This is a genomic window from Paramicrobacterium humi (assembly GCF_900105715.1).
GTDB classification, from domain to species: Bacteria; Actinomycetota; Actinomycetes; order Actinomycetales; family Microbacteriaceae; genus Paramicrobacterium; species Paramicrobacterium humi.
Window position 1 is genome coordinate 460549 of record NZ_FNRY01000001.1, and the last position, 23710, is coordinate 484258.

16 protein-coding genes and 3 rRNA genes are annotated in these 23710 nt (G+C 63.5%); 1 reads left to right on the forward strand and 18 read right to left on the reverse strand.

The window, feature by feature from the left end:
• The 5 genes from BLV49_RS02290 to BLV49_RS02310 all read right to left on the reverse strand — a co-directional run bounded on the left by BLV49_RS02290 (position 1) and on the right by BLV49_RS02310 (position 7552).
• A complete protein-coding gene (locus tag BLV49_RS02290) occupies positions 1-1239 on the reverse strand; it encodes an FHA domain-containing protein (RefSeq protein ID WP_091179418.1) in 1239 nt (412 codons plus the stop codon).
• A gap of 11 nt (positions 1240-1250) precedes the next feature.
• The gene (locus tag BLV49_RS02295; protein WP_091179420.1) at positions 1251-2081 is read right to left on the reverse strand and encodes a PP2C family protein-serine/threonine phosphatase; all 831 of its coding nucleotides are present in this window, start codon (positions 2079-2081) and stop codon (positions 1251-1253) included.
• A gap of 149 nt (positions 2082-2230) precedes the next feature.
• Positions 2231-2347, reverse strand: a 5S ribosomal RNA gene (gene rrf / locus BLV49_RS02300).
• 116 nt (positions 2348-2463) lie between these two features.
• A 23S ribosomal RNA gene (locus tag BLV49_RS02305) occupies positions 2464-5596 on the reverse strand.
• A 429-nt stretch (positions 5597-6025) separates the two neighbouring features.
• A 16S ribosomal RNA gene (locus BLV49_RS02310) occupies positions 6026-7552 on the reverse strand.
• The 16S, 23S and 5S rRNA genes sit together here, the layout of an rRNA operon.
• A 619-nt stretch (positions 7553-8171) precedes the next feature.
• On the opposite strand from BLV49_RS02310, the gene BLV49_RS02315 reads away from it, so the two are divergent.
• Positions 8172-9056, forward strand: a complete 885-nt coding sequence (locus BLV49_RS02315; protein ID WP_091179423.1) for an EamA family transporter — start codon at positions 8172-8174, stop codon at positions 9054-9056.
• On the opposite strand, the gene BLV49_RS02320 is transcribed toward BLV49_RS02315, so the two are convergent.
• From BLV49_RS02320 to BLV49_RS02380, 13 genes are all read right to left on the reverse strand, one after another.
• On the reverse strand, positions 9057-10334 hold the full coding sequence (locus BLV49_RS02320) for a hypothetical protein (RefSeq protein WP_091179426.1): 1278 nt from the start codon (positions 10332-10334) through the stop codon (positions 9057-9059).
• 92 nt (positions 10335-10426) lie between these two features.
• Positions 10427-11131 (reverse strand): hypothetical protein, encoded by a 705-nt coding sequence (locus BLV49_RS02325; RefSeq protein WP_091179428.1) that lies wholly within the window; start codon positions 11129-11131, stop codon positions 10427-10429.
• A 2-nt stretch (positions 11132-11133) separates the two neighbouring features.
• Positions 11134-11805, reverse strand: a complete 672-nt coding sequence (locus tag BLV49_RS02330; RefSeq protein WP_091179429.1) for a hypothetical protein — start codon at positions 11803-11805, stop codon at positions 11134-11136.
• Positions 11802-12851: a type IV pilus assembly protein PilM gene (gene pilM / locus BLV49_RS02335; protein WP_091179432.1), complete on the reverse strand. Its 1050-nt coding sequence runs from the start codon at positions 12849-12851 to the stop codon at positions 11802-11804. The genes BLV49_RS02330 and pilM overlap by 4 nt, the downstream gene beginning before the upstream one ends.
• Positions 12852-12863: 12 nt before the next feature.
• Complete coding sequence (locus BLV49_RS02340; protein WP_091179434.1) at positions 12864-13709, reverse strand: prepilin peptidase; 846 nt, start codon at positions 13707-13709, stop codon at positions 12864-12866.
• Complete coding sequence (locus tag BLV49_RS02345) at positions 13706-15394, reverse strand: hypothetical protein (RefSeq protein WP_245723504.1); 1689 nt, start codon at positions 15392-15394, stop codon at positions 13706-13708. Before BLV49_RS02345 ends, BLV49_RS02340 begins: the two co-directional genes overlap by 4 nt.
• 71 nt (positions 15395-15465) lie before the next feature.
• Positions 15466-16161 carry a type IV pilus modification PilV family protein gene (locus BLV49_RS02350; RefSeq protein ID WP_091179438.1) on the reverse strand — a complete coding sequence of 232 codons (696 nt, stop codon included), beginning with the start codon at positions 16159-16161 and terminating at the stop codon, positions 15466-15468.
• Positions 16158-17531 (reverse strand): type IV pilus modification PilV family protein, encoded by a 1374-nt coding sequence (locus tag BLV49_RS02355; RefSeq protein WP_091179440.1) that lies wholly within the window; start codon positions 17529-17531, stop codon positions 16158-16160. Before BLV49_RS02355 ends, BLV49_RS02350 begins: the two co-directional genes overlap by 4 nt.
• 94 nt (positions 17532-17625) lie before the next feature.
• A complete protein-coding gene (locus BLV49_RS02360; RefSeq protein ID WP_245723505.1) occupies positions 17626-18123 on the reverse strand; it encodes a type IV pilin protein in 498 nt (165 codons plus the stop codon).
• Positions 18124-18295: 172 nt separating this feature from the next.
• Positions 18296-19525, reverse strand: a complete 1230-nt coding sequence (locus BLV49_RS02365) for a type II secretion system F family protein (protein ID WP_176980695.1) — start codon at positions 19523-19525, stop codon at positions 18296-18298.
• Positions 19525-21045, reverse strand: a complete 1521-nt coding sequence (locus BLV49_RS02370) for a PilT/PilU family type 4a pilus ATPase (RefSeq protein ID WP_281245300.1) — start codon at positions 21043-21045, stop codon at positions 19525-19527. Before BLV49_RS02370 ends, BLV49_RS02365 begins: the two co-directional genes overlap by 1 nt.
• Positions 21046-21123: 78 nt before the next feature.
• Positions 21124-22791, reverse strand: a complete 1668-nt coding sequence (locus tag BLV49_RS02375) for a GspE/PulE family protein (RefSeq protein ID WP_091179442.1) — start codon at positions 22789-22791, stop codon at positions 21124-21126.
• Between the two features lie 158 nt (positions 22792-22949).
• The gene (locus tag BLV49_RS02380) at positions 22950-23627 is read right to left on the reverse strand and encodes a hypothetical protein (protein WP_143033934.1); all 678 of its coding nucleotides are present in this window, start codon (positions 23625-23627) and stop codon (positions 22950-22952) included.
• Between the last annotated feature and the right edge of the window lie 83 nt (positions 23628-23710).

Here is a 23710-nt window from a genome sequence, read left to right on the forward strand (position 1 = left end):
TCACGCCTCGAGCACGCGCAGCGTCACTCCGCTGCCGAGGTCGACGATCGTGCCAGAGATCACGGGAACCTGCTCACCTCCGCGCAGCTGCTGCGGCGGCCGCCCGGGAACGACGACGTGGGTGCCGTTGCTCGAGTGCAGGTCCGTGACCACGACGGTGTCGCCCTCGACGGCGACGCGCACGTGGTTGCGCGAGATGTCGTCGCCCGCGAGGGTGACGAGGTGCGGCAGCACCGACGCGGGAACGTTCGACACGCTCGGCGCCCGGCCGAGCACGACGGGAGCGTCGAGCGGCTGCGTTCGGCCGCCGGGAAGCTCGAGCGCGAACGCGTAGGAGGGCAGATCGGATGCCGCCGCCGAGTGCTCGGCGACGTGCGCGGCGTCCCGCGCCGCCTTCACGTCTTTCGCGAGCACGGTCATGCCGTCGTGGTCGCCGAGGGGCGTGTGCGGTCCCGCGGGCGCCTCGGCGGAGCCGGGGGCGCGCACGACGGTGGATTCGTCGACGTCGGATGCCGCGACCGGCGCGGGCGTCACGGGAAGCTGCTGCGGGTGCAGCGTCGCCTCGGGCACGATCGTCGCCTCGAGGTTCGGCACGGGGAGCGGCGGCGCCGGCGGCGCAGAGGGTGATTCGCCGTACATCGTCGTCGGCGCGGTGGCCGGGCGGGAGAAGCTCGGCTCCTCGGCGGGCTCCGGCTGCGGCTCGGGCTCGGCGACGGGCTCGGCGTCAGACTCGGGTTCGGCGACGGCCCCAGCTGGGCTCGGCTGCGGTGCGGCCGCGGGCTCCAGCGAGTCCGCGACGACGGTGATGCTTGACGCCCACACGGCGCCCGCCTGCAGCGGGAGCGCGCTCTCCTCGTCGCCGTGCGGTGCGAAGCGGATGCTCGTGGCGCCCTCGACGAGCTCCTCGCCCCACCCACTCACACCCGTCGGGCGTACGCGGCGAGATCCGTCAGCCGTTGCGACGTCGACCGCGGTGTCGCCGTAGACGATTACGCCGGCGCCCTCGGTCTGCAGGGAACCGGAGACCCAGAAGCACAGTGCGAAGTCGGCGGTGCGAGCGAGGCCCCGTTCCGTGAGCGCGTCGAGGGTCTCGTGCACCGAGAGCTCCTCGAGCCGCAGGGCGGCCACGCGAGCGAGCAGTTCGTCGTCAGCGCTCACGCGCACGATCAGGAGCCGGCCCTCGGCGGCGACGGCGAGCCAGTCACGGCCGCTCGCAGGCGTGTAGCTGTACTGCGTCATCTCACCCCTCGTTATGAACGAGGCCGGGTCTGCTCGAGCGCGCCCAGGCCCTTCGAATCATGATATCCCGGGCTCGGAGGTGTCGTATCGATCGTCGTGGCGTCGACGACGACGGCGGAGACGTTGTCGCGCGCTCCCGCCTCGAGCGCGAGGGTGACCAGCTCGGCGGCAGGGTCGGGGCTCCCCGAGCCGAGCACGCCGGCGATGCGTTCGTCCGACACTTCCCGTGTGAGCCCGTCGGAGCAGATGAGGAACATCTGCCGGTCGACGGCGGGCAGCAGCCACACATCGGGGTCGGCGGCGGTCTCGACGCCGACAGCGCGCGTGACGACGTTGCGCTGCGGATGCGTGTGCGCATCCGCCGGGGAAAGCTCTCCGGCGTCGATGAGCTCCTGCACGGCCGAGTGATCGACGGTGATCTGGCGCAGTTCGTCGTCGTCCCAGAGGTAGACGCGGGAGTCGCCGATGTTGAACACCATCCAGTGGCAGTCGGCCTGGGCGGAGAGCGAGACGAGGGCGACGCCGGCGACGGTGCTTCCCGCGACGCCGACTTCCTCCGCCCAGCTGAGGATGCGCGCGTTCGCCGCCGTGATCGCGGTGAACACGATCTCGGGTGTCGTCGGCTCGCCGGGAGTGATGCTCAGCTGCAGGTGCTCGACGACGGCTCGGCTGGCCTCATCGCCCTTGAGGTGTCCGCCCATGCCGTCCGCGACAGCGAAGACGGGAGACGACATGATGATGGCGTCTTCGTTGACCCGGCGTCGTTTGCCGACGTCGGTGCAGCCGTTCACAGTGATGGCGACCCGGGAACGGGGCAGCGTGTAGGTCGTGGGGGTCGCCATAAGGCACAAGCCTAGTAAGCGGATCCAGCGCTGCCGATGGGGAGCACTCCCCATGCAGATGCATGAACCGATCGGGTATGAGAGCCGCGATTTTGGTGGGTTAAATGCGGAAGGCCACCCCGAAACTGGGGTGGCCTTCCTGACGTTAAGTCCGGCGGTGTCCTACTCTCCCACAGGGTCCCCCCTGCAGTACCATCGGCGCTGAGAGCCTTAGCTTCCGGGTTCGGAATGTGACCGGGCGTTTCCCTCTCGCTATGGCCGCCGTAACAACCATCAACACACGTGAAAACCATGTGTCAAACCATGTTGAGTTTGTGTTTGGTTCTGACCGTGCGTCAGGAACCACAAAGTGGACGCGAACAACATTTTTTGGACTTGTTGTGTAATCAAGTTGTCGGCTTATTAGTACCAGTCAGCTCCACACATTGCTGTGCTTCCACATCTGGCCTATCAACCCAGTCGTCTGGCTGGGAGCCTCTCCCCCCGAAGGGGATGGAAATCTCATCTCGAGGCCGGCTTCCCGCTTAGATGCTTTCAGCGGTTATCCATCCCGAACGTAGCTAATCAGCGGTGCTCCTGGCGGAACAACTGACACACCAGAGGTTCGTCCAACCCGGTCCTCTCGTACTAGGGTCAGATCCTCTCAAATTTCCTGCGCGCGCAGCGGATAGGGACCGAACTGTCTCACGACGTTCTAAACCCAGCTCGCGTACCGCTTTAATGGGCGAACAGCCCAACCCTTGGGACCTACTCCAGCCCCAGGATGCGACGAGCCGACATCGAGGTGCCAAACCATGCCGTCGATATGGACTCTTGGGCAAGATCAGCCTGTTATCCCCGAGGTACCTTTTATCCGTTGAGCGACAGCGCTTCCACAAGCCACTGCCGGATCACTAGTCCCGACTTTCGTCCCTGCTCGACCTGTCAGTCTCACAGTCAAGCTCCCTTGTGCACTTACACTCGCCACCTGATTGCCAACCAGGTTGAGGGAACCTTTGGGCGCCTCCGTTACTTTTTGGGAGGCAACCGCCCCAGTTAAACTACCCACCAGGCACTGTCCCTGAACCGGATCACGGTTCGAAGTTAGATATCCAGAGTGACCAGAGTGGTATTTCAACAACGACTCCACGAACACTAGCGTGCCCGCTTCATAGTCTCCCACCTATCCTACACAAGCCACACCGAACACCAATACCAAGCTGTAGTAAAGGTCACGGGGTCTTTCCGTCCTGCTGCGCGTAACGAGCATCTTTACTCGTAGTGCAATTTCGCCGAGTTCGCGGTTGAGACAGCTGGGAAGTCGTTACGCCATTCGTGCAGGTCGGAACTTACCCGACAAGGAATTTCGCTACCTTAGGATGGTTATAGTTACCACCGCCGTTTACTGGGGCTTAAATTCACAGCTTCACCCCGAAGGGTTGACCGTTCCTCTTAACCTTCCAGCACCGGGCAGGCGTCAGTCCGTATACATCGTCTTGCGACTTGGCACGGACCTGTGTTTTTAGTAAACAGTCGCTTCCCACTGGTCTCTGCGGCCACCACACCCTTTCGGAGCAAGTCCTAATAGGCGGGCGGCCCCCCTTCTCCCGAAGTTACGGGGGCATTTTGCCGAGTTCCTTAACCACGATTCTCTCGATCTCCTTAGTATTCTCTACCTGACCACCTGTGTCGGTTTGGGGTACGGGCAGCTAGAACCTCGCGTCGATGCTTTTCTCGGCAGCATAGGATCATCGGATCATACCCTTTACGGGTTCCCCTTCGACTCTCAGCCTATGTGGGAGACGGATTTGCCTACCTCCCGGCCTACAGCCTTGGCCTGGGACAACCATCGCCCAGGACCGACTACCTTCCTGCGTCACACCTGTTAATACGCTAGCCGCACCAGCACGGGGTCGAGCGTTCACCAGAACCCATCAGCCCCCGAAGGGACATCCGGAATCCTGGCTAGGACTCTTAGCACCACTGGATTGACTCGGGCGGTTCTTCGCCGGTACGGGAATATCAACCCGTTGTCCATCGACTACGCCTGTCGGCCTCGCCTTAGGTCCCGACTTACCCAGGGCGGATTAACCTGGCCCTGGAACCCTTGGTCTTCCGGAGGACGGGTTTCTCACCCGTCTTTCGCTACTCATGCCTGCATTCTCACTCGTGTAGCCTCCACGGCTGGGTTACCCCGCCGCTTCACCGGCCACACGACGCTCTCCTACCCATCAACACACCTGAACCAACACGACAAGTCGTGCGGCTTGGTACTAATGTCAATGCCACAACTTCGGTGGCGTGCTTGAGCCCCGTTACATTGTCGGCGCGGAATCACTTGACCAGTGAGCTATTACGCACTCTTTCAAGGATGGCTGCTTCTAAGCCAACCTCCTGGTTGTCTCTGCAACTCCACATCCTTTCCCACTTAGCACGCGCTTAGGGACCTTAGATGGTGGTCTGGGTTGTTTCCCTCTCGACGATGAAGCTTATCCCCCACCGTCTCACTGCTGCGCTCTCACTTACCGGCATTCGGAGTTTGGCTGACGTCAGTAACCTGGTAAGGCCCATTAGCCATCCAGTCGCTCTACCTCCGGCAAGAAACACGCAACGCTGCACCTAAATGCATTTCGGAGAGAACCAGCTATCACGAAGTTTGATTGGCCTTTCACCCCTATCCACAGCTCATCCCCTCCATTTTCAACTGAAGTGGGTTCGGCCCTCCACGACGTCTTACCGTCGCTTCAGCCTGGCCATGGATAGATCACTTCGCTTCGGGTCTAGGACATGCGACTGAATCGCCCTCTTCAGACTCGCTTTCGCTACGGCTACCCCACACGGGTTAACCTCGCCACATATCGCTAACTCGCAGGCTCATTCTTCAAAAGGCACGCTGTCACCCCAACAAGGAGGCTCCAACGGTTTGTAAGCAAACGGTTTCAGGTACTATTTCACTCCCCTCCCGGGGTACTTTTCACCTTTCCCTCACGGTACTTGTCCGCTATCGGTCATCTGGGAGTATTTAGGCTTATCAGGTGGTCCTGACAGATTCACACGGGATTTCTCGGGCCCCGTGCTACTTGGGATACTTCATACCGCGCTCATGGCATTTCGACTACGGGGTTCGCACCCTCTCTGACCGGCCATTCAAAACCGTTCGTCTATACCACTCACCACAGCCACCGCGTGTCAGCACAATGACAGAAGTCCCACAACCCCGAACATGCAACCCCTGACAGGTATCACACATGCACGGTTTAGCCTCTTCCGAGTTCGCTCGCCACTACTACCGGAATCACTATTGTTTTCTCTTCCTGTGGGTACTGAGATGTTTCACTTCCCCACGTTCCCTCTACCCGCCCTATACATTCAGACGGGAGTCACCAGGTCAGCACGCCGCCTGGCGGGGTTTCCCCATTCGGAAATCCTCGGATCACAGCTCGTTTATCAGCTCCCCGAGGCTTATCGCAGATTACGACGTCCTTCTTCGGCTCCAGATGCCAAGGCATCCACCGTTTGCCCTTAGAAACTTGAATACATGAGTCCAAAAAATCGATTCCTTCGAAAAGAAATTGACCAGCAACCCACACGACCGAAGCCATGCGGGAAACTTTATTCAAGAAACACCCCCAAAAAGAGGTGCTTCTAAGATGCTCGCGTCCACTGTGTAGTTCTCAACGTACGGTCGGTACCCCAACCCCTCACCCAAAGCGAGAAAGGCCGGAGTCCGAGAAACCATACCCGACACCCGAAGGCACCGGTTTCTGGTCCCTCAGGACCCAATAGCGTGCCGGCCCACCCGGTTGCCTCAAGCCCCGTTCCAACCACTCCCGAAGAAGCGGCGTACTAGAAACCCCAGACACCAAATGAGCCATGTCAAATGTTCCACCCATGAGCTCACCAGCAACACACGGTCGGTGTTGATCTGGTGCTCTACCAACCCGAGGGTTGGAGATGCTCCTTAGAAAGGAGGTGATCCAGCCGCACCTTCCGGTACGGCTACCTTGTTACGACTTAGTCCTAATTACCGGTCCCACCTTCGACAGCTCCCTCCCACAAGGGGTTAGGCCACCGGCTTCGGGTGTTACCGACTTTCATGACTTGACGGGCGGTGTGTACAAGGCCCGGGAACGTATTCACCGCAGCGTTGCTGATCTGCGATTACTAGCGACTCCGACTTCACGTAGTCGAGTTGCAGACTACGATCCGAACTGGGACCAGCTTTTTGGGATTCGCTCCACCTCACGGTATCGCCGCCCATTGTACTGGCCATTGTAGCATGCGTGAAGCCCAAGACATAAGGGGCATGATGATTTGACGTCATCCCCACCTTCCTCCGAGTTGACCCCGGCAGTATCCCCTGAGTTCCCACCATTACGTGCTGGCAACAGAGAACGAGGGTTGCGCTCGTTGCGGGACTTAACCCAACATCTCACGACACGAGCTGACGACAACCATGCACCACCTGTATACGAGTGTCCAAAGAGAACCCTATTTCTAGGGCGTTCCCGTATATGTCAAGCCTTGGTAAGGTTCTTCGCGTTGCATCGAATTAATCCGCATGCTCCGCCGCTTGTGCGGGCCCCCGTCAATTCCTTTGAGTTTTAGCCTTGCGGCCGTACTCCCCAGGCGGGGAACTTAATGCGTTAGCTGCGACACGGAGACCGTGGAAAGGCCCCCACATCTAGTTCCCAACGTTTACGGGGTGGACTACCAGGGTATCTAAGCCTGTTTGCTCCCCACCCTTTCGCTCCTCAGCGTCAGTTACGGCCCAGAGATCTGCCTTCGCCATCGGTGTTCCTCCTGATATCTGCGCATTCCACCGCTACACCAGGAATTCCAATCTCCCCTACCGCACTCTAGTCTGCCCGTACCCACTGCAGGCCCGAGGTTGAGCCTCGGGATTTCACAGCAGACGCGACAAACCGCCTACGAGCTCTTTACGCCCAATAATTCCGGACAACGCTCGCACCCTACGTATTACCGCGGCTGCTGGCACGTAGTTAGCCGGTGCTTTTTCTCCAAGTACCGTCACCCGAAGGCTTCTTCCTTGACAAAAGAGGTTTACAACCCGAAGGCCGTCATCCCCCACGCGGCGTTGCTGCATCAGGCTTTCGCCCATTGTGCAATATTCCCCACTGCTGCCTCCCGTAGGAGTCTGGGCCGTGTCTCAGTCCCAGTGTGGCCGGTCACCCTCTCAGGCCGGCTACCCGTCGTCGCCTTGGTGAGCCATTACCTCACCAACAAGCTGATAGGCCGCGAGTCCATCCCCAACCAGTAAACCCTTTCCACCAAACCCCATGCAGGGCCAGGTCCTATCCAGTATTAGACGCCGTTTCCAGCGCTTATCCCAGAGTCAGGGGCAGGTTACTCACGTGTTACTCACCCGTTCGCCACTAATCCACCCAGCAAGCTGGGCTTCATCGTTCGACTTGCATGTGTTAAGCACGCCGCCAGCGTTCGTCCTGAGCCAGGATCAAACTCTCCGTAAATGCATAAACACACAACCACCCCATAAAGGAGCGACTGTGCACATTCAACATGTGCGACACCCACCGGGAAAACGGCAGACACCACACGAGTTCAATCTGACTAACAGAAACAAAACATCATTACTGACATTCGTTATCCAATTAATCCAAAGGAATCTCAAACCCAACCAAACGGTCAGGCCGAGGATAATTTGGCATTTGACATGTGCACGCTATTGAGTTCTCAAGGACCAGACGCTTCTGAGTTCAATCCTTCTCGGATCTCGTCTCAGAGCAACCTCAGTACTTTACCACACCGATTTCGCTTGTCTATTCACACGCCGAACCTGCTCGAAATCCGATCGATTTCGTCTTGGTTCGAAAGGCGTATGAATGACCCGTCTTCGGGTGGGGTCTCCATCCTAAGCCGTTCAGAACAGCTCGACAAGTTCAGAATCTGAACCGGGAGGATTTCGCCGATTGAGGCCCGTGAGCTCTTCCGCTCTTCGGCACCTTTGTGGCGACGAATGAATACTTTACGCACGCAGAACCGCCTTGCCAAATCACCACTGCATCCCGGGCGTGTCGCGCGGTTTTCCGCGCGCCGACCCGGCCGGCGGCATCCCCGTAGAGTGATCGGGTGACGACACGACGAGATGAGGCGGTGGGCGCCGCGACCCAGTTCGGGACGGAGCTGAGCATCAACTTCGGGTCCTCGCTCGCGGGCATCGCGATTCCGTTCGTCGGCACCCCGATCGTGGTGGCCGCGCGCCAAGTGGTGATGCTCATCATGGTGCTGCCCGTGAGCCGTCCCCGGTTCCGGAGCCTCACGTGGCGCACCCTCTGGCCGGCGCTCGCGCTCGGCCTCAGCCTCGTCGTGATGAATGCCGCGTTCTACGAGTCGGTGCACTTGCTCGGATTGGGCATCGCCGCGACCATCGAGTTCCTCGGCCCGTTCTCGGTCGCGCTTTTCACCTCGCGGCGGCTCCTCGACGTGCTTTGCGCCATCGCGGTCGGCGCGGGCGTCGTGATGCTCACCGGGCTTGAGGGGCAGATCAATGTGCCGGGCGTTCTGCTCGCGCTTGCCGCGGCGGCGAGCTGGGCGGCATACATTCTGCTCACCCGGCGGGTCGCGCTGTCGCTTCCCGGACTGCAGGGACTGAGCATCGCGGGGATCGTCAGTCTTGTTCTGCTCGTGCCGCTCGCCGCTCTCACGCTGCAGGATGCGCAGTGGTCATGGGGCATCGTCGGGCTGCTCGCACTCATCGGCGTTCTGTCGTCGGGGCTCCCGTACAGTCTCGACGCGTTCATCCTCCGGCGGATCTCGCCGCGGCTCTATTCGATAGTGACGAGCTTCGGCCCCGTCACCGCTGCGCTGTTCGGCTGGCTCGTGCTGCGCGAGAACTTCACGCCCCTGCAGGTCACGGCGATCGTTCTCGTGTGCGTCGCGGCATGCACGGCGATCGCGACGCAGCGGCCGCGGAAGAAGTCGCGCCTCGAGGAGACGGGCGAGATCTTCCCCTGATCAGGCGCGGCCGTAAGGTCCTTCGTCGAGCTGGCGCTGGTACTCGTCGTGCTCGGCGATGTTGCGCTCGTGGACGCGGCGCCCGCGACGCGCGATCCAGGCGCCGAACCAGATCGGCACCTCGCGGCCGAGGACGAAGGCGACAACCGTCGGCCAGGTCAGCAGGTGGTCGAGGATGTACTGCCACACGCGGTTCGAGGGCACGGACATCGCGTCTTGCGCGAGGCTGCCGCCGATCGCGCCGACGTAGGCGAAGACGGCGACGAGCAGGCCGAGCAGGATCCACACGCCCCAGCCCGCGCGGTTCACGAGCAGGGAGACGATCACGAGGCCGATGAAGAACATCGCGACCGTGATGAGGAACAGCGGCGACAGCAGGGTGCCCACGTAGTCGAGGTTCGTGCCGGCGAGGTAGTCGAGGAGCAGGAGCACGCCGTAGAAGACGGCGGCGAAGATGATCGCCTGCAGCACGCTGATGAGGATGCCGAACCCGCGGTTGCCCCGACGCGTCGGTTCTTCGGGGGCCTGGACGTACTGCGCGGTTCCGCCCGGCTCGGCGTCGCGGTCGGCCTCGTCGGCGGGAACGGTGGTCGCCGCGTACGTGGGCGTCTCTTCGCGTGTCGGTTCGTGGCGGACCGTGTCGGTGTCGTCGCCGTTCACGGTGTCGGGGGTCTGCTCGTAGCTGACGGGAGCGTTCTCGGCGCGCGGCGTCTCGGCCGGAGCGGGCTCGGACGCGGTGAGCCGGTGCTCGTCGCTGACCGCTCGCTCGTCGTAGGCGTCGGTCATGCGGTGCTCGTGGTGAGCCTCGGCATCGGTCGCGGGGTCGGATCCCGAGTTGCGGGCGATCGCGGCAGCGGTGGCGGCTTCGCGGTCTTCGGGCGACTGCGTGTCGTCGGGAGCGTCGAAGTCGTCGGACCGCCCGCCCGCCGTGGGAACCGCGCGGGTCGCGGCATCCGGAGCCTGACTGCTCGCGGCGGGCGCGCCCGGGTCCAGCGGACCCGGCTGGTCGGGCTCGGGCGAGCTCGGCGAGGGCTGCGGAGTGGTCGGTGCCGGTTCGGGAGCGCCGGGGATGTCGGGCGCGACGGGTTCAGGCGACGGCGTCTGCGGTGCGGTGGGCGACGGCTCGTCGGGGGCGACGGGGTTCGGCTCGACCGGCGTCGTCGGTTGAGGTTCCGGTTCGCTGGGAACCTGAGGTTCGTCGGGCAGCGGCGTGCTGTCGCCGACGGGGCGTGCGTTGTCTTCTGGTCGCGGTGCCGGGCTGGAATTCGGGTCGCTCATGACGGCCTCCTCGCTTCAGTTTGCGCTCAGCCAAACTCTAGTGCCCGGCTACCCCTCGAGGGAGGGGGTTGCGCGCGTGTTCCCGCGTTTGCTCACTGCGCCAGGAGCACGTAGGCGTAGCCGGAGATGTGCGCGTCGAGTTCGGCGGGATTCTCGGAGTTCTCGTCGGTCGACAGCTCCGTGACGAGGAACAGCCGGCTGCCGTGCTGCAGAGCGCTCGTGAACGAGAGCGCCTGCGCGTAGCTGCCGCGCACGTCGATAGAGATCGGGATCGCGACGAAATTGTCAGCGGTGATGCGGCTGTCGCTCGCGATGACGGGCGCGGGATCCTTGTCGTCGGTCGCGGCGGGATCGGTCGCGGAGTCGTCGCTCGCCGTCGCCGGCCCGTCGGCGCTCTCCGGGGCGGCGGGGTCTGCGGGGGCCGCCGTGGCCGGGGTCGCGCTCTGCGGCTTGGTGTAGGGCTGGGCCTGGTCGACGGTGATGCCGACGAGTGTCGTGCCGGCGCGGGCGGCGAGCGCGTCGACGTGCGTGAGGAACGTCGGCATGGCGGCATCCGACGGGATCGACTCACGCAGCTTCTCGAGGCCGGAGCGGAACTGGTCGATGTTGTCGTAGTCGCCCTTGAGCTGCACGATCGCGACTTGCGTCGCCTGGTTCTGCGCCTCGATCGTGCGGGTCTGCGCCTCGGTGTCGGCGATGGCGGCGAGCTGCGGCTGCGCGCCCACGAACCAGCCGCCGGCGAGGGTCGCGATCATGATGATGGCGCCGCCGAGGATCCAGAGCTTTGTCTTGTCCATGGCTATTCGCCCTTCTTTTCGGGCTTCTTGTCCTCGAAGCGGCCGGACCATGCCTCATCGTTCACGTGCATGGTGATGGTGACGGAGTAGGTTCCGGTCTCGTCGTCGAGCTTCGTGGAGTCGGGCGATGCGTCGGTGAAGCCCGTGAGGGTCGAGAGTCCGTTGAGCCAGGCGGAGACGTCGGGGACGGTCGAGCTCACGGCCGTGAACGCGAGCTCGGCGACGCGCTGGCCCTGCAGCGGAGTGTCGGCCTGCGCGTAGTCGACGAGCGGCGAGGCGGCCTCGATCTGCACGTCGGTGATGGCGACGTCGGCCGGCAGGGTCTTCTGCACGGCGTCGAGGTAGGCCTTCCAGTCGATCTCGGTCGCGGCGCCGACGCGCTGGCCGGCCTCGACCGTGGCCGCCTCTTGCTTGATCTCGCGCACTTCGCTGTACTTCTGCTGCTCGAGCAGCAGGTCGGTCGTGCGCTGCTGCTCGGCGACGAGGTTCGCGGCTGTCACGACCTGAAGTGCGAAGAGCCCGGAGACGGCGAGCGCCGTGACGACGACGGTGGCGATGACGCCCGTGATCACGCGATTGCGCACGATGCGATGCGTGTGCGCCGCCTTGATCTCGGGCGGCATGAGGTCGGCGCGGGGAATCGTGCCGACGATGATGTTCTCTGCGGCGCTCATGCTGCGCTCCCCAGGGCGAGGCCGAGTGCGACGGCGATGGCGGACTGGCTTGCGCGCAGCTGGTCGGGGTTGAGTCCGCGGGCGAGACCGACGCTCAAGTACGGATCCGCGTGCACGACTGGCAGACGGGTCAGCTCGCCGAGGGCTTCGGGCAGTCCGGAGAGGTGCGCTCCTCCCCCGGTGACGGCGATGCGCTCGAGCGGCGCGTCGGGGCGGGCGCTCGAGAAGTAGCCCACGGTGTTGCGGATGCTTGTGAGCAGCTCGTTCGCGGTCTCGTTGATGACGACCATGGCCTCTTCGTCGTTCGGGTCGGTGACGTGCGTGCGCAGGCCCATGAGACGTTTGACCTCTTCGGCGCGATCGAGCGACATCTCGAGGCGCTGACTGAGGGTCTCGGTGAGGTCGTCACCGCCGGCCGCGATGATGCGCACGAACTGCGGAACCCCGTTGGTGGCGATGACAACCGTGGTGGCCGTAGCGCCGATGTCGACGATGCCGACGGTTCCGCTGCCCTGCTCGGATCCGGCGAGCAGCCGTGCGAGGGCGAACGGGACGAGGTCGACGCCGTTCGCCGTGAGGCCGCCGTGCTCCACTGCTCTGACGTTTCCGACGACGGACTCGCGGATCGCGGCGATGAGCAGTCCGTTGATCGAGGGGCCGTGCTCGGTGAGCGCTTCGGACACGGGGTAGAAGTCGAGCAGCGCGTCGGCGACGGGGAACGGCAGCTGGTCCTGCACGATATACGGCAGCGACTCGCGGATGCGCTCGCGCGACATGCGCTGCACGCTGAAGTCGCGAGTGAGCACGCGCTGGTTGCCCATGCCGAGTACGACCTTTTTCGAACTGAACTTGCCCTCCGACCACAGCCGCTTCACGGCCGTGGACACGGTGTGCGGCTCGACGACCTCGCCGCGCTGCACCGCGCCGGGCGGGAGGGCGACCTCGTGGTACCTCACGAGAGTGGGGCGCGGCTTGGCGGCATCCTTCACCTCCACGGCCCTGACGGACCGGGTGCCGATGTCGACGCCGACGACGTTCGCTGCCATTGTTTCTCCTTGCTATGCCATGCCGAGCATGGTGAGGTATGCGGTGAAGAGGGGTTCGCCCGCGAGGGCGCCGATCAAGGCGCCGGCGAGCATCCACGGGCCGAAGGGGATGCCGCTCTTGCGGTTCGCGCGGCGCAGGGCGATGAGCGCGAGCGAGACCAGGCCGCCGACGACGAAGGCCGCGAACCCGCCGACGAGCAGCGAACCCCAGCCGAGGTAGCCGAGGTAGAGACCGAGCAGGCCGGCGAGCTTGACGTCGCCGAAGCCCATGCCGCCCGGGTAGACGAGGGCGAGCACGAGGTAGAGCACGAACAGGATGACGGCTCCCGCGAGGGTGCGAAGCGCGCCCGCCCAGTCGCCGGTGAGGGCGGATGCTGTGAGCAGCAGCGCCCCGGCGACGAGGTAGGCCGGCCGCACGATGCGGTTCGGCAGCTTCTGCGTGCGCAGGTCGATGAGGGTGAGCGGGATGCTGATCGCCGCGAGGTACAGGAACGCGACGAGCGCGAGCGAGGCGGCGACGCCGTGCGGCCAGAGTGTTTCGGCTGCGGCGATGCGCGGCATGAACCAGGCCGCGACGGCGACGAAGAAGATGCCCGACGCGGCCTCGACGAGCGGGTACTGCGCCGAGATCGGTTCGCGGCAGGTGCGGCAGCGTCCGCGCAGCAGCAGCCACGACAGCACAGGGATGTTGTCGCGCGAGCGGATGGGGCTGTCGCAGCCCGGGCAGGCGCTCGGCGGCGACGCGACCGAGAGCCCGAGGGGCACCCGGTAGGCGACGACGTTGAGGAACGAGCCGATCGCGAGGCCGAAGAGGCCGATGAACGCGATGAGCAGGACGGCGAGCGCGGTATCGATCATCGTGTGCTCCCGTCAGCGTTGAAGGCGGAGCCGACGCTGCCGACCTTGCTGATGCCGTACGTCGTCGAGACGGGCGAAAGGAACTTCGGCGGGGCGGTATATCGCAGCCGGTCGTCGTAGTTGTAGTCCTTGTCGTAACCGGTGTTTCCCGTGGTCGCCACAGGACCGCGGAACTTCTGGGCGATCGCGCCCTTCACGGTGAGTGTTCCTCGGCTGGAGCCGACGTCGTAGTTCTGCACAGTGAAGCTGTGTGCGACCGAGAGGATGGCCGCGCTGATTGTGCGGTTCTTGGCCATTGTGAATCCGTAGGATCTACAGGTAGTTCTGTTGCCGCGCCAGTCGGTGTTCCAACTCGTGCAGGTGTAGGGATTCCAGACGAAGACGGCGGTGTTGCCGACAAGACCGAGAATGTCAGAGCCCGCGTCTTTGTACTTGATATCGCCGGTGACGTAGAGGTAGTTCTCCGAGGCGATAGTCATGGCCCCCGATAGCGTTCCCTTGACAAAGGCGTCGCCGTTGCGACACCCATAGTGTGCAGGGTCCAGCGACGGCACTTTCTCGTCTGCCATGGGATACGCAAGAGAACCCAAAGTCCATCCGGAGCCGCCGGATTTGCAGGTGAAGCCGTCCGGCCATGAGCCATTCCGCGTGTAGTTCTTGTTTGATGACACCGACGGCACGTTCTGCACGTAGACGAGGTTCTCGTCGAGCACGTTGATCTTGGCGCCACCGCTCGAACCGAGCTGGTTCGAGTCTGTGCCGGGTGTTCCGCACTCACTTGGTTTCGTACCGCTCGTTGCCCCGTCGCCCGCTACGCGCGTGAACTTCGTGAATGGTGAGTGGACGGTCATCGTGCCATCGCCGTTCAGCACAATGCTTGTCGGCCCAGTGTAGAGGCACCCGGGCTGGGGGACGTCGTCACCGAGATCGGTTCGGACTTCCTTCTTCATCTCGGAATTGGTCTCTGGCATGCCAATCGTTTGGCCGGACTTGGGCTTGCCGTAGTTGAACCGGGGATTCGAGCAGGAGGCGATGTAGTTCGAGCCGCTTGTTCCGGGGTCTCCCGTGGTCACTTCGCCATTGAACGTGCCGCACAGTCGGAGCGTGTCGTTGGAGTGCATAGGGCCGTTCATCGTGTCGCCGGAGGCGAACTGGATGGTGTCGCAACTCACCGAGCCCTGCCACTGGTATCTCACCGTACAGCTTCGACCACCGAGGTCCGGATCCCGCACTTCGTAGTCGGTGAAGTACAGGAAGTCGATGAAGCCGCTCTGCCGTAGATCCGCCACGACGGTTCGCGTGGAGTCGCCTACCCGGCCCGTAGAGCGAAGACTGAGCACCCCCTTTGCGGAGTACTTTGAGTTGTCGACCTCATAGCGGAAGGTGGCTGCTCCCCCGCTGCCGGGCACCGTTGCCCAGGAGCCGCTTGGCCCCATGCCGAACGCTGGGTTATTGCTGTCGACGGAGACGTTACTTGTCGACGAGAAGTCTGAGACTGGATTGCCGAATTTCGTGTACGTCGAGTCGTTCGCGAGTCGGTTGCGGTACTCCTCGACGCCGGCGTAGGCAGCGGCGAGCGCGGCGTTCCAGTCTTCGTTTGTCTTTGAGCTACGAACTCCGCTCAGCCCGATAGCGACGGCTGTGCTGATCACCATCATGAGCACGACGCCCATGATGATTGCCATGACGAGTGCGGCGCCGCGTTCCTCTTGGGCACGCGTCCGCGTTCGAAGCAGCATTCGGGCTAGTGAGCGTTTCATTCCTGCCTCACATTTCCGAGATTCGGCACGCCGACCACGTTGTCAAGGTCGACTGTGCGCAGATCCGCTCCACCATCTGCTGCCTCGACGCGCATCGTGATCGAGACTGACGTGACTTTCGCGCGTTGGTCGGGCGACAGGGTGCCGTTGGTTCCGCCGGTGATCTTCGTTCCGGCCTCGTCCAGGTAGGTGAAGAGCGGCTTCTCTTCAGAGACGAGTAGGGATCCGCTGAGGTTGCGCGAGGTGGAAGGCGTGCTCGATGGCCAGGTCCAGTATTCTCCGGTTTTCGTGGCCGCCCAGCGCGTTTCGATGAGCTCCCTGTCCGCGTTGATCCAGAACTGCACCTTGACCGGCGTGAGACCCGCTGATGTCGAGTCGAGAATCGAGTACACCGTGAGCGAGTCGGATTTAGCCTCCGGGAACGCCGCGATCAGATCAGTCGTGCTGGCCTGGGTAATTGTCGTTCCGTTGCGGATTACTAAAGACACTTCATTCATCGCGTTTGCGGCCACGCGCGTACTGGCGTCGATCGCTTGACTCTGATTCGACGACCGCGTGATGCTCACGTACATTCCTGCGACGACGGTGAGCAATACGGAGAAGACCAGCATCGACACGAGGAGTTCAGACATGCTGATTCCTTGCTCTTGGTCTCCGGTCCGCTCGAGTCGCGCGCGCAGTTGCGAGATCACGGCGCCACCCTGGGGTCGAGCGTGACCACGTTCGCGGCAGTGTCGATGACTCCTCCGGTGACGATCGTCACGTTGCTCACCGAGATAGTGGACTCGGTCGGCCACCATCCACCAGTCGCGATGGAAAACGACCACGTGCCGTACGGCAGTCCGATCGTGACATCACCGTTTACTGTGCCGAAGTTGTACTTATGCGTCGTCGTGCACACCGGCTCACCGGGGAGTTTCGGCGTCGTCTGTTGTGTCGCGTAGAGTGTGCCGCTTTGCCCCAAAATTGTGACGGCTGCGACGGGCATGTCGACGGTCACACCTCCGCCGGGATCCGCAGCAGCACCCGGCATGCGAGAGCCCGCGAGTGCCGGATCGACCGTCGAGTCAGGTTCCCACGCGCTCGGGTCGACGACTGTGCAGGGCTTCTCCGTTGTCGGGCCGGCGTATGCGCCGAGCAGCGCCTCGTATCCCGACTGCCAGGGGAACAGGTCGTACGAACTCGCTGCAGAGCTGGGGGTGAAAGCGCCATATGTGCTGAGGAAGCTCACATCCCGATTTGACGCGAGCTTGAGAGCAGGAGGTTCAGCCGCGGGGTTTGGTTTTGCGATGGCGTTCACGTTATAAGTCGCGGCCTTGTCATAGGTGAAGGCGACAGCCGAGGACGTCCCTTCCGCGACGGTCGTCGTCGCTTTTGGAGTCGAAGTCGACTGCGTGCTGCTGATACCGCCGCTGACGTTGATGGACACGTCGTACGTTCCTGGTTCGACGTTCAGGATGTAGCTGCACCCGTCGGCGTCTGTTGCGGGAATCGTTTCGGTAATCGTGGTTGCCCCGCCGGACTTGGGTACCGCTTTGACGGTAACGCCGGCGTAGCCGCTGCCGGACCCCTTGGTCACCGAGACGAGGATCGTGCCGGTTGTGGGCTGGTTGATGCGCGAACCGGGGGTGAGAATCGTATCCGCTTGAACGGGGTTGGCTCCTTGAGCTTTTTGCTCGGGCCAACTCACTCGGACGTTGATGCGCTTGTATTGCAGCGAGTCCCCACCACTCGTGCAGCTGACGTCGGCGCCAGAAGAGGAGACCCAGGAGGTGTCGCGAGTGATCGTGTAAGTGGTTCCACCGACCGTCTTCGTCGAGGGGTTGTCGGTGACAGCAAAGACGTCGTCAAATGACCGGACGAGGTCGATTTCTGAAGCGGCTAGGTTCACGGCGGCAGTCCGCTCGCGGTTGTCTCGAGTGAGCGACATGACGTTGGTCATGGTGAAGGCGACGCCAAGTGCGATGATCGCGAATATCATCATCGCGACGATGACTTCGATGAGCGTCATGCCCGATTCGGGTTCGGACTGGCTCTGGAGAATGGCGCGGATGCGGCGCACGGGTATCACCTCCGCTAGGGATCAGAGGGTGAGAACGATATTGGCAGAGGCGGGATGCTGGCACTTCCAGCATCCCGCCACCTACAAGAATCGACTAGCTGCACTTTCCATCAGTCACGCCGTCACCGGCTGTGATGGAGAACCAACCTTCAGAGGCATCCTTACCGTCGCGGTGTGCCTGAAGACAAAAGTCATCGGCATCTGTACTCGAGCCAAACGTCAAGCTCCCAGATTCGGTGTCTTTCGAAAGAGTCAGACCGTACGCCTTCAGAGCGTCAAAATCGCCAGTACCTGTTACGTCACCTGAAGTCGCGTCTCGCGTAACGGTGAACGTCGGAGTCTTTGAGTTTTCGGTGTAGAAGGACGTTACTGCAATCTTTGCGTTGGTCAGGTCAGACTTGACTGCGCTGTCCTTGGCGCTTTCCTGGACCCCGATGTAGATCGGGATCGCGATCGCGGCGAGGACGCCGATGATGATCACGACGACGAGAAGCTCGATCAGGGTGAAGCCCTTTTCTTCCTTCTCCTGAATTGCCTTGTATCGGGCCGCAGCAGCAGCCGTGATGCGAGAGAGCATGGTCGGGTATTCCATTTCTGTGATTTACGGGAAAACTCGGCGGGTTCCGAGTGTCGCTGCGCGACTTCTGGCACTAAGCGTATATTGGGCTTTCGCTCATCGGTTACACACGAAGGGGGGACAAAACGCCCAGTTTCATACCCCAGTAGCGGGGGTAAAACCCCTGTTCATGAGCTTTATTCACGTTTTATTCGATAAGCGAGTAGATGTTGAAGATCGGCAGGTAGAGGGCGACGATCATGCCGCCGACGACGATGCCGAGGAATGCGATCAGGAGCGGCTCGATGAGAGACGTGAGCTGCTCTGTCGTCGTCTTCACTTCTTGGTCATAGAAGTCGGCGATCTTCTCCAGCATGGGCTGCAGAGCGCCGGAGTCCTCGCCCACGGCGACCATCTGGGTCACCATGGCGGGAAACACTGGCTCCTCGCTCAGCGGGCCGGCAATCGACTTACCGGTGCGGACGGAGTCGGCGACCTTGACCAACGCTTTCTCGATCACCCAATTGCCGGAGGTCTCCCCCACGATCGCGAGCGATTGCAGAATGGGCACGCCCGCGCCGATCATGTCAGCGAAGTTGCGGGAGAACCGCGCGATCGCGAGTTTGACGTTCAACATCCCGAATACGGGCATCTTGAGCTTGAGCGGGTCGACCTTCTGCCGCACCGACTCGGTGTTTTTGTTCTGCTTCCACCAGATGGCGGTGACGACCGCGACGATGATGATCAGCGGCCCTGCCCAGATCATGTTCTGCGACAGGATCACGAGGAACTGGGTCGGCAGCGGGAGCGTGCCCCCCATGCCCTCATACATGTCCTTGAACACGGGCACGATGAATATCAGCATGCCGGCGACTGCGAGGATCACCATGACGACGACCACGATCGGATAGGTCATGGCGGACTTAATGCTGTTGCGGAGCTCGACTTCCTTCTCGAAGTTCGTCGCCACGGTGTTGAGGGCGTTGTCGAGGAAGCCGCCGGTCTCGCCCGCGCGCACCATGTTGATCATGATGGGCGGGAAGTCCTGAGGGAACTTCTTCATGGAGTCCGACAGCGATGAGCCGGCTTCTACATCGTCGCGGACCGTGACGAGAATCTTCGCGAGCGGCTTCGACTCGGTCTGCTCGGCGAGGATGCTGAGCGTGCGCAGCAGCGACAGTCCGGCGCTCGTCATGGTCGACATCTGCCGGCTCATGATCGCGAGGTCCTTGAGGGTCACGCCCTTCGAGAGTCCGGGAATCGAGATCTCCCGATTAAGGCCCGTCGCCTCCGGAGCCGCGGCGATCTCGACGGGCGAGAGGCCCAGCATTCGCATCTTCGAGGCGACGGCGGCCTCGCCCGAGGCATCCATCTTGCCCTTGACGATCTTGCCGGCCTCGTTGCGGCCCTTGTAGGTATATCCGGTGATGGTGGGCATCAGCGCCTCCGCTCAGAGTAGCTATCTCCAAAGCTGGGTCCAGAAGCCTGCAGGGCGCGTGCCTTGTCTTCGGTGGGCGACGGAGCGCCGTACAGGAGGGAGCGGAAGCCCGCCTGGTCGTGCGCCTTCTTCTCGGCGTCCTTCACCGTGATCGTGCCCGCGTTGACGAGCTGTGCGAGGTGCTGGTCCATCGTGTGCATGCCGAGGTCCTTGCCCGCCTGCATGGACGAGAGGATCTGGTGCGTCTTGCCTTCGCGGATGAGGTTGGAGAGCGCCGGCGTCATGACGAGCACCTCGGTCGCGACCGCCCGGCCCTTGCCGCTCGCGCGCGGCACGAGGGTTTGACAAACGACGCCCTGTAGTGTCGCGGCCAGCTGCGTGCGCACCTGCCCCTGCTGGTGCGGCGGGAACACGTCGATGACGCGGTCGATCGTCTGCGCCGCATCCTGCGTGTGCAGGGTCGCGAAGACGAGGTGGCCGGTCTCGGCGGCGGTGAGGGCGACAGAGATCGTCTCGAGGTCGCGCATCTCGCCGATGAGGATGACGTCGGGGTCCTGGCGAAGGACGTGCTTGAGCGCGTTGGCGAAGCTGTGGGTGTCTTCGCCGACCTCGCGCTGGTTCACGATCGACTTCTGGTTGCGGTGCATGAACTCGATCGGGTCCTCGACCGTGACGATGTGGTCGGCCCGCTGCTTGTTGACGAGGTCGATGAGGCCGGCGAGCGTCGTCGACTTGCCGGAGCCGGTCGGGCCGGTGACGAGCACGAGACCGCGCGGCAGCGTCGAGAAGCGCTCGACCGACTCGGGCACGCCGAGGTCGCGCAGCGACTTGATCTCGGTGGGGATGAGGCGGAAGGCCGCGCCGATGAGGCCACGCTGCTGGTAGTAGTTGACGCGGAAGCGGCTCGACTCGTCGAGCGGGTGCGCGAAGTCGAGTTCGAGCGTGTCGTTGAACAGCGCCGACTGGCGCTCGTTGAGGATCTGCCGGAGCTCCCGCGTGATCGTCGGCACGCTCCACGGGCGTGCGCCCTCGATCGGCTGCAGTCCGCCGTTGATGCGGAGCATGGGTGGCGCGTCGGCCGTGAGGTGCAGGTCGGACGCGCCGAGGCGCACGACCTCGCGCAGCGCTTCGTCGAGGGTGAAGTTGCGGGTCTCGACCGGTGCGGAGACGAGACCATACGAGGGCGTGCCGGCGCGCGAAACCGGGTACGGCGTCGTCGCCGGCTCGGTCGCGCTCATCGGCGGAGCGACCGAGACCGCGGGCGGCTCGGTCGGCGCGCTCGCAGGCATGTTGAGCGCCGTCGGGCCGCCCGGTGTGTTCGCCCCGTCGAGCGGCACGCCGAAGGTTGCCTGCGCCTCGCGCTCGGCGGCGAGCTCGCGGCGGGAGCGGAAGCGCTCGCCGCGGGTGGGCGCGGCGGCATCCGATCCGCTGTCGACTCCCTGCGTTCGCAGGATCTCGTCGAAACTCGGCGCCTCGCCGTCTACGACCGGAATCTCGTAAATGGGCCGTTCGTCTACCACATGCGCTCCCTCGTGTCGTGTGTGGTGAATAGGCTGCGGGGTTCATCGCAGCAATGCGGGTTCAGGTATCGGATGCGGCTACACGACGACCCTCAGGATCTCTTCGAGGGACGTGAGCCCCATGGTCGCCTTCGCCCAGCCGTCGTCGCGCAGCGTGAGCATGCCCTCTGCCTGGGCGGCGCGCGTGATGTCGGCGCTCGAGGCGTGCTCGACGGTGAGGCGTTCGAGCTGCTCGGTGACGCTCATGACCTCGTGCAGGGCGATGCGTCCGCGGTAGCCGGTCTTGGAGCACCGCTGGCAGCCGACCGGTCCGAAGAGCACGGGAGTGTTGCCGTCGGCGTCGGTGCCGGGGAAGCGCATGCGCTTGAGCTCGCGGTGCGTGTATTCGACGGGCTGCTTGCAGTGGTCGCAGAGGCGGCGCGCGAGGCGCTGGGCGACGACGCAGTCGAGCGCGGAGCCGACGAGGAACGGCTCGATGCCCATCTCGGTGAGGCGGACGACGGCGCTCGGGGCGTCGTTCGTGTGCAGCGTCGAGAGCACGAGGTGGCCGGTGAGGGCGGCCTCGACGGCGATCTGCGCCGTCTCGTGGTCGCGGATCTCACCGATAAGCACGACGTCGGGGTCTGAGCGGAGGATCGAGCGCAGGGCGCCGGCGAACGTAAGTCCGGCCTTGGGGTTCACTTGCACCTGGTTGACGCCGGCCATGCGGTACTCGACGGGGTCCTCGACAGTGATGACGTTGATCTCGGGGCGGGAGATGGTGCCGAGGGTCGTGTAGAGAGTCGTCGACTTTCCGGAGCCCGTCGGGCCGGTGACGAGGATCATGCCGTACGGCTTCGAGAACGAGGTGCTGAAGGTCTCGAGGTTGGTGTCGAGCATGTTGAGGTCGCGCAGGGACAGGCTCGTGTTCGAGTTGTCGAGGATGCGCATGACGACTTTCTCGCCCCACACCGTCGGCAGCGTCGCGACGCGCAAGTCGATGGCGCGGCCGCCGTGGCTCACCGACATGCGGCCGTCCTGCGGGCGACGCCGTTCGGCGATGTCGATCTCGCTCATGATCTTGAGGCGGGAGATGACGCCGTTCTGGATGCTCTTGGGGGCGCCCTGCATCTCATGCAGCACGCCGTCGATGCGGTAGCGGACGCGCAGCTCGTGCTCGGCCGGCTCGATGTGGATGTCGGAGGCGTTGTCTTGGATGGCCTGCGATACGAGCAGGTTCACGAACCGCACGATAGGCGCTTCGTCGTCGGAGGCCTCGCTCACCGACATCTCGGCAGGCCCGGCCTCCTCTTCGAGGGTGCTTGTCAGGTCGCTGAGCTCGTCGTCGGCGCGCAAGAAGCGATCCATGGCGCTGCGCAGGTCGCTCGACTCGGCGATGACGGGCTGCACGGGCATGCCGGTCGCGGCGCGTACGTCGTCGAGGGCGATGACGTTGTTCGGGTCGGCGACTGCGACGCGCAGCTTGCCTTCGATGACGGCGATCGGGAGCAGCTCGTAGCGGCGGCAGATCGTGGAGGGGACGAGGGCGACCGCCGTGCGCTCCACCGGGTACTCGAGCAGCTCGACGAACGGCATGCCGCGCTGTGACGCGCGGGCGCGCGCGAGCTGCCCCTCGGTGACAAGTCCGTCCTGCACGTAGCGCTGCAGCGTCGGCTCGTCATCGATCTGACTGCGCGTATTGATGCGATCCACGTGCTCGATGGGGAGCGCGCCGTGCATGATGAGGATCTCAACGATCGACGGCATGGCGCTCCTCAGGGGACGAGGTGGCCGCAGTGGGGTTCAGGCGCGGCCGCGCGCCGAGATTCGGGTTTTCCCGGCGCGTCGCTCAGACTATCGAGCCATCGCTGGTATGGGATAGTCCCGCGTGAGGGGGTCACTTGCTCGGGTGACACCCGAGCCGGTCACTCCCCTGTGCCGCTCCCGGCGGTGTCGGGCCAGAGGATCGCGACGATGTCGGGCGTGTAGTTCGCGGGCGCGTAGTTCACCCAGCTCGTCGCGAGCCAGACGCCGTCGCGGATGAAGTGGGATTCGCCGTAGCGGTTGCCGGCCTGCGTGAACGCGACGAGGCAGCGGGTGCCGCCCGATTCGTCTTCGCAGCGGTAGCCGAGGGTGCCCATGCGGTCGATGACGCTCTTCACCGTGTCGGCATCCAGCCGCACGATGCTCGTCGTGAGCCCGAAGTCGCCCGCGTAGCCCCAGCTGCAGTTGAGCGGCTTGTGGGACTCGATCACGGCGCGGAGCTCGTCGTCCTTCGTGCCGACGCTGCCCTGGACGGACGGGTCGTTGAGCGGCATCCCGGTCGCCTGCAGCTTCTGCAGCATCTCGGGAGAGTAGATCTTCTCGCACGAGGTCGGGTTCGGTCCCGTGAGCTCGGCCGGCGGCTGGTTCTTCGGCAGCGGGCGTTGGGCTTTCGCCGGCCGCGTCGTGTGCGTAGGGGCCGAGGGCGCATCGTCAGCCTTGGACGCGGAGACGAGGCCGGAGACAAGCATTCCGCTCGCGAACACGAGAACGGCGATCACCACAGTCGCCACAATGAACCATACGCGTGAGGACTTGCGTCCTTCGCCCGTGCTGCTCATCCGCTCTCCCTGTGATTTGGCCGGCCTGGAACGATCGTACACGCCGAGGCGCACGGGCACGGACCGCCAGAGACGACGAGGGC

Excerpts from the sequence above, each read along its gene's own strand:
- BLV49_RS02290 (WP_091179418.1), bottom strand. The coding sequence starts at position 1,239 with ATGACGCAGTACAGCTACACGCCTGCGAGCGGCCGTGACTGGCTCGCC.
- BLV49_RS02295 (WP_091179420.1), bottom strand. The coding sequence starts at position 2,081 with ATGGCGACCCCCACGACCTACACGCTGCCCCGTTCCCGGGTCGCCATC.
- BLV49_RS02320 (WP_091179426.1), bottom strand. The coding sequence starts at position 10,334 with ATGAGCGACCCGAATTCCAGCCCGGCACCGCGACCAGAAGACAACGCA.
- BLV49_RS02325 (WP_091179428.1), bottom strand. The coding sequence starts at position 11,131 with ATGGACAAGACAAAGCTCTGGATCCTCGGCGGCGCCATCATCATGATC.
- BLV49_RS02330 (WP_091179429.1), bottom strand. The coding sequence starts at position 11,805 with ATGAGCGCCGCAGAGAACATCATCGTCGGCACGATTCCCCGCGCCGAC.
- pilM (WP_091179432.1), bottom strand. The coding sequence starts at position 12,851 with ATGGCAGCGAACGTCGTCGGCGTCGACATCGGCACCCGGTCCGTCAGG.
- BLV49_RS02340 (WP_091179434.1), bottom strand. The coding sequence starts at position 13,709 with ATGATCGATACCGCGCTCGCCGTCCTGCTCATCGCGTTCATCGGCCTC.
- BLV49_RS02345 (WP_245723504.1), bottom strand. The coding sequence starts at position 15,394 with ATGGCAATCATCATGGGCGTCGTGCTCATGATGGTGATCAGCACAGCC.
- BLV49_RS02360 (WP_245723505.1), bottom strand. The coding sequence starts at position 18,123 with ATGGAATACCCGACCATGCTCTCTCGCATCACGGCTGCTGCTGCGGCC.
- BLV49_RS02365 (WP_176980695.1), bottom strand. The coding sequence starts at position 19,525 with ATGCCCACCATCACCGGATATACCTACAAGGGCCGCAACGAGGCCGGC.
- BLV49_RS02375 (WP_091179442.1), bottom strand. The coding sequence starts at position 22,791 with ATGCCGTCGATCGTTGAGATCCTCATCATGCACGGCGCGCTCCCCATC.
- BLV49_RS02380 (WP_143033934.1), bottom strand. The coding sequence starts at position 23,627 with ATGAGCAGCACGGGCGAAGGACGCAAGTCCTCACGCGTATGGTTCATT.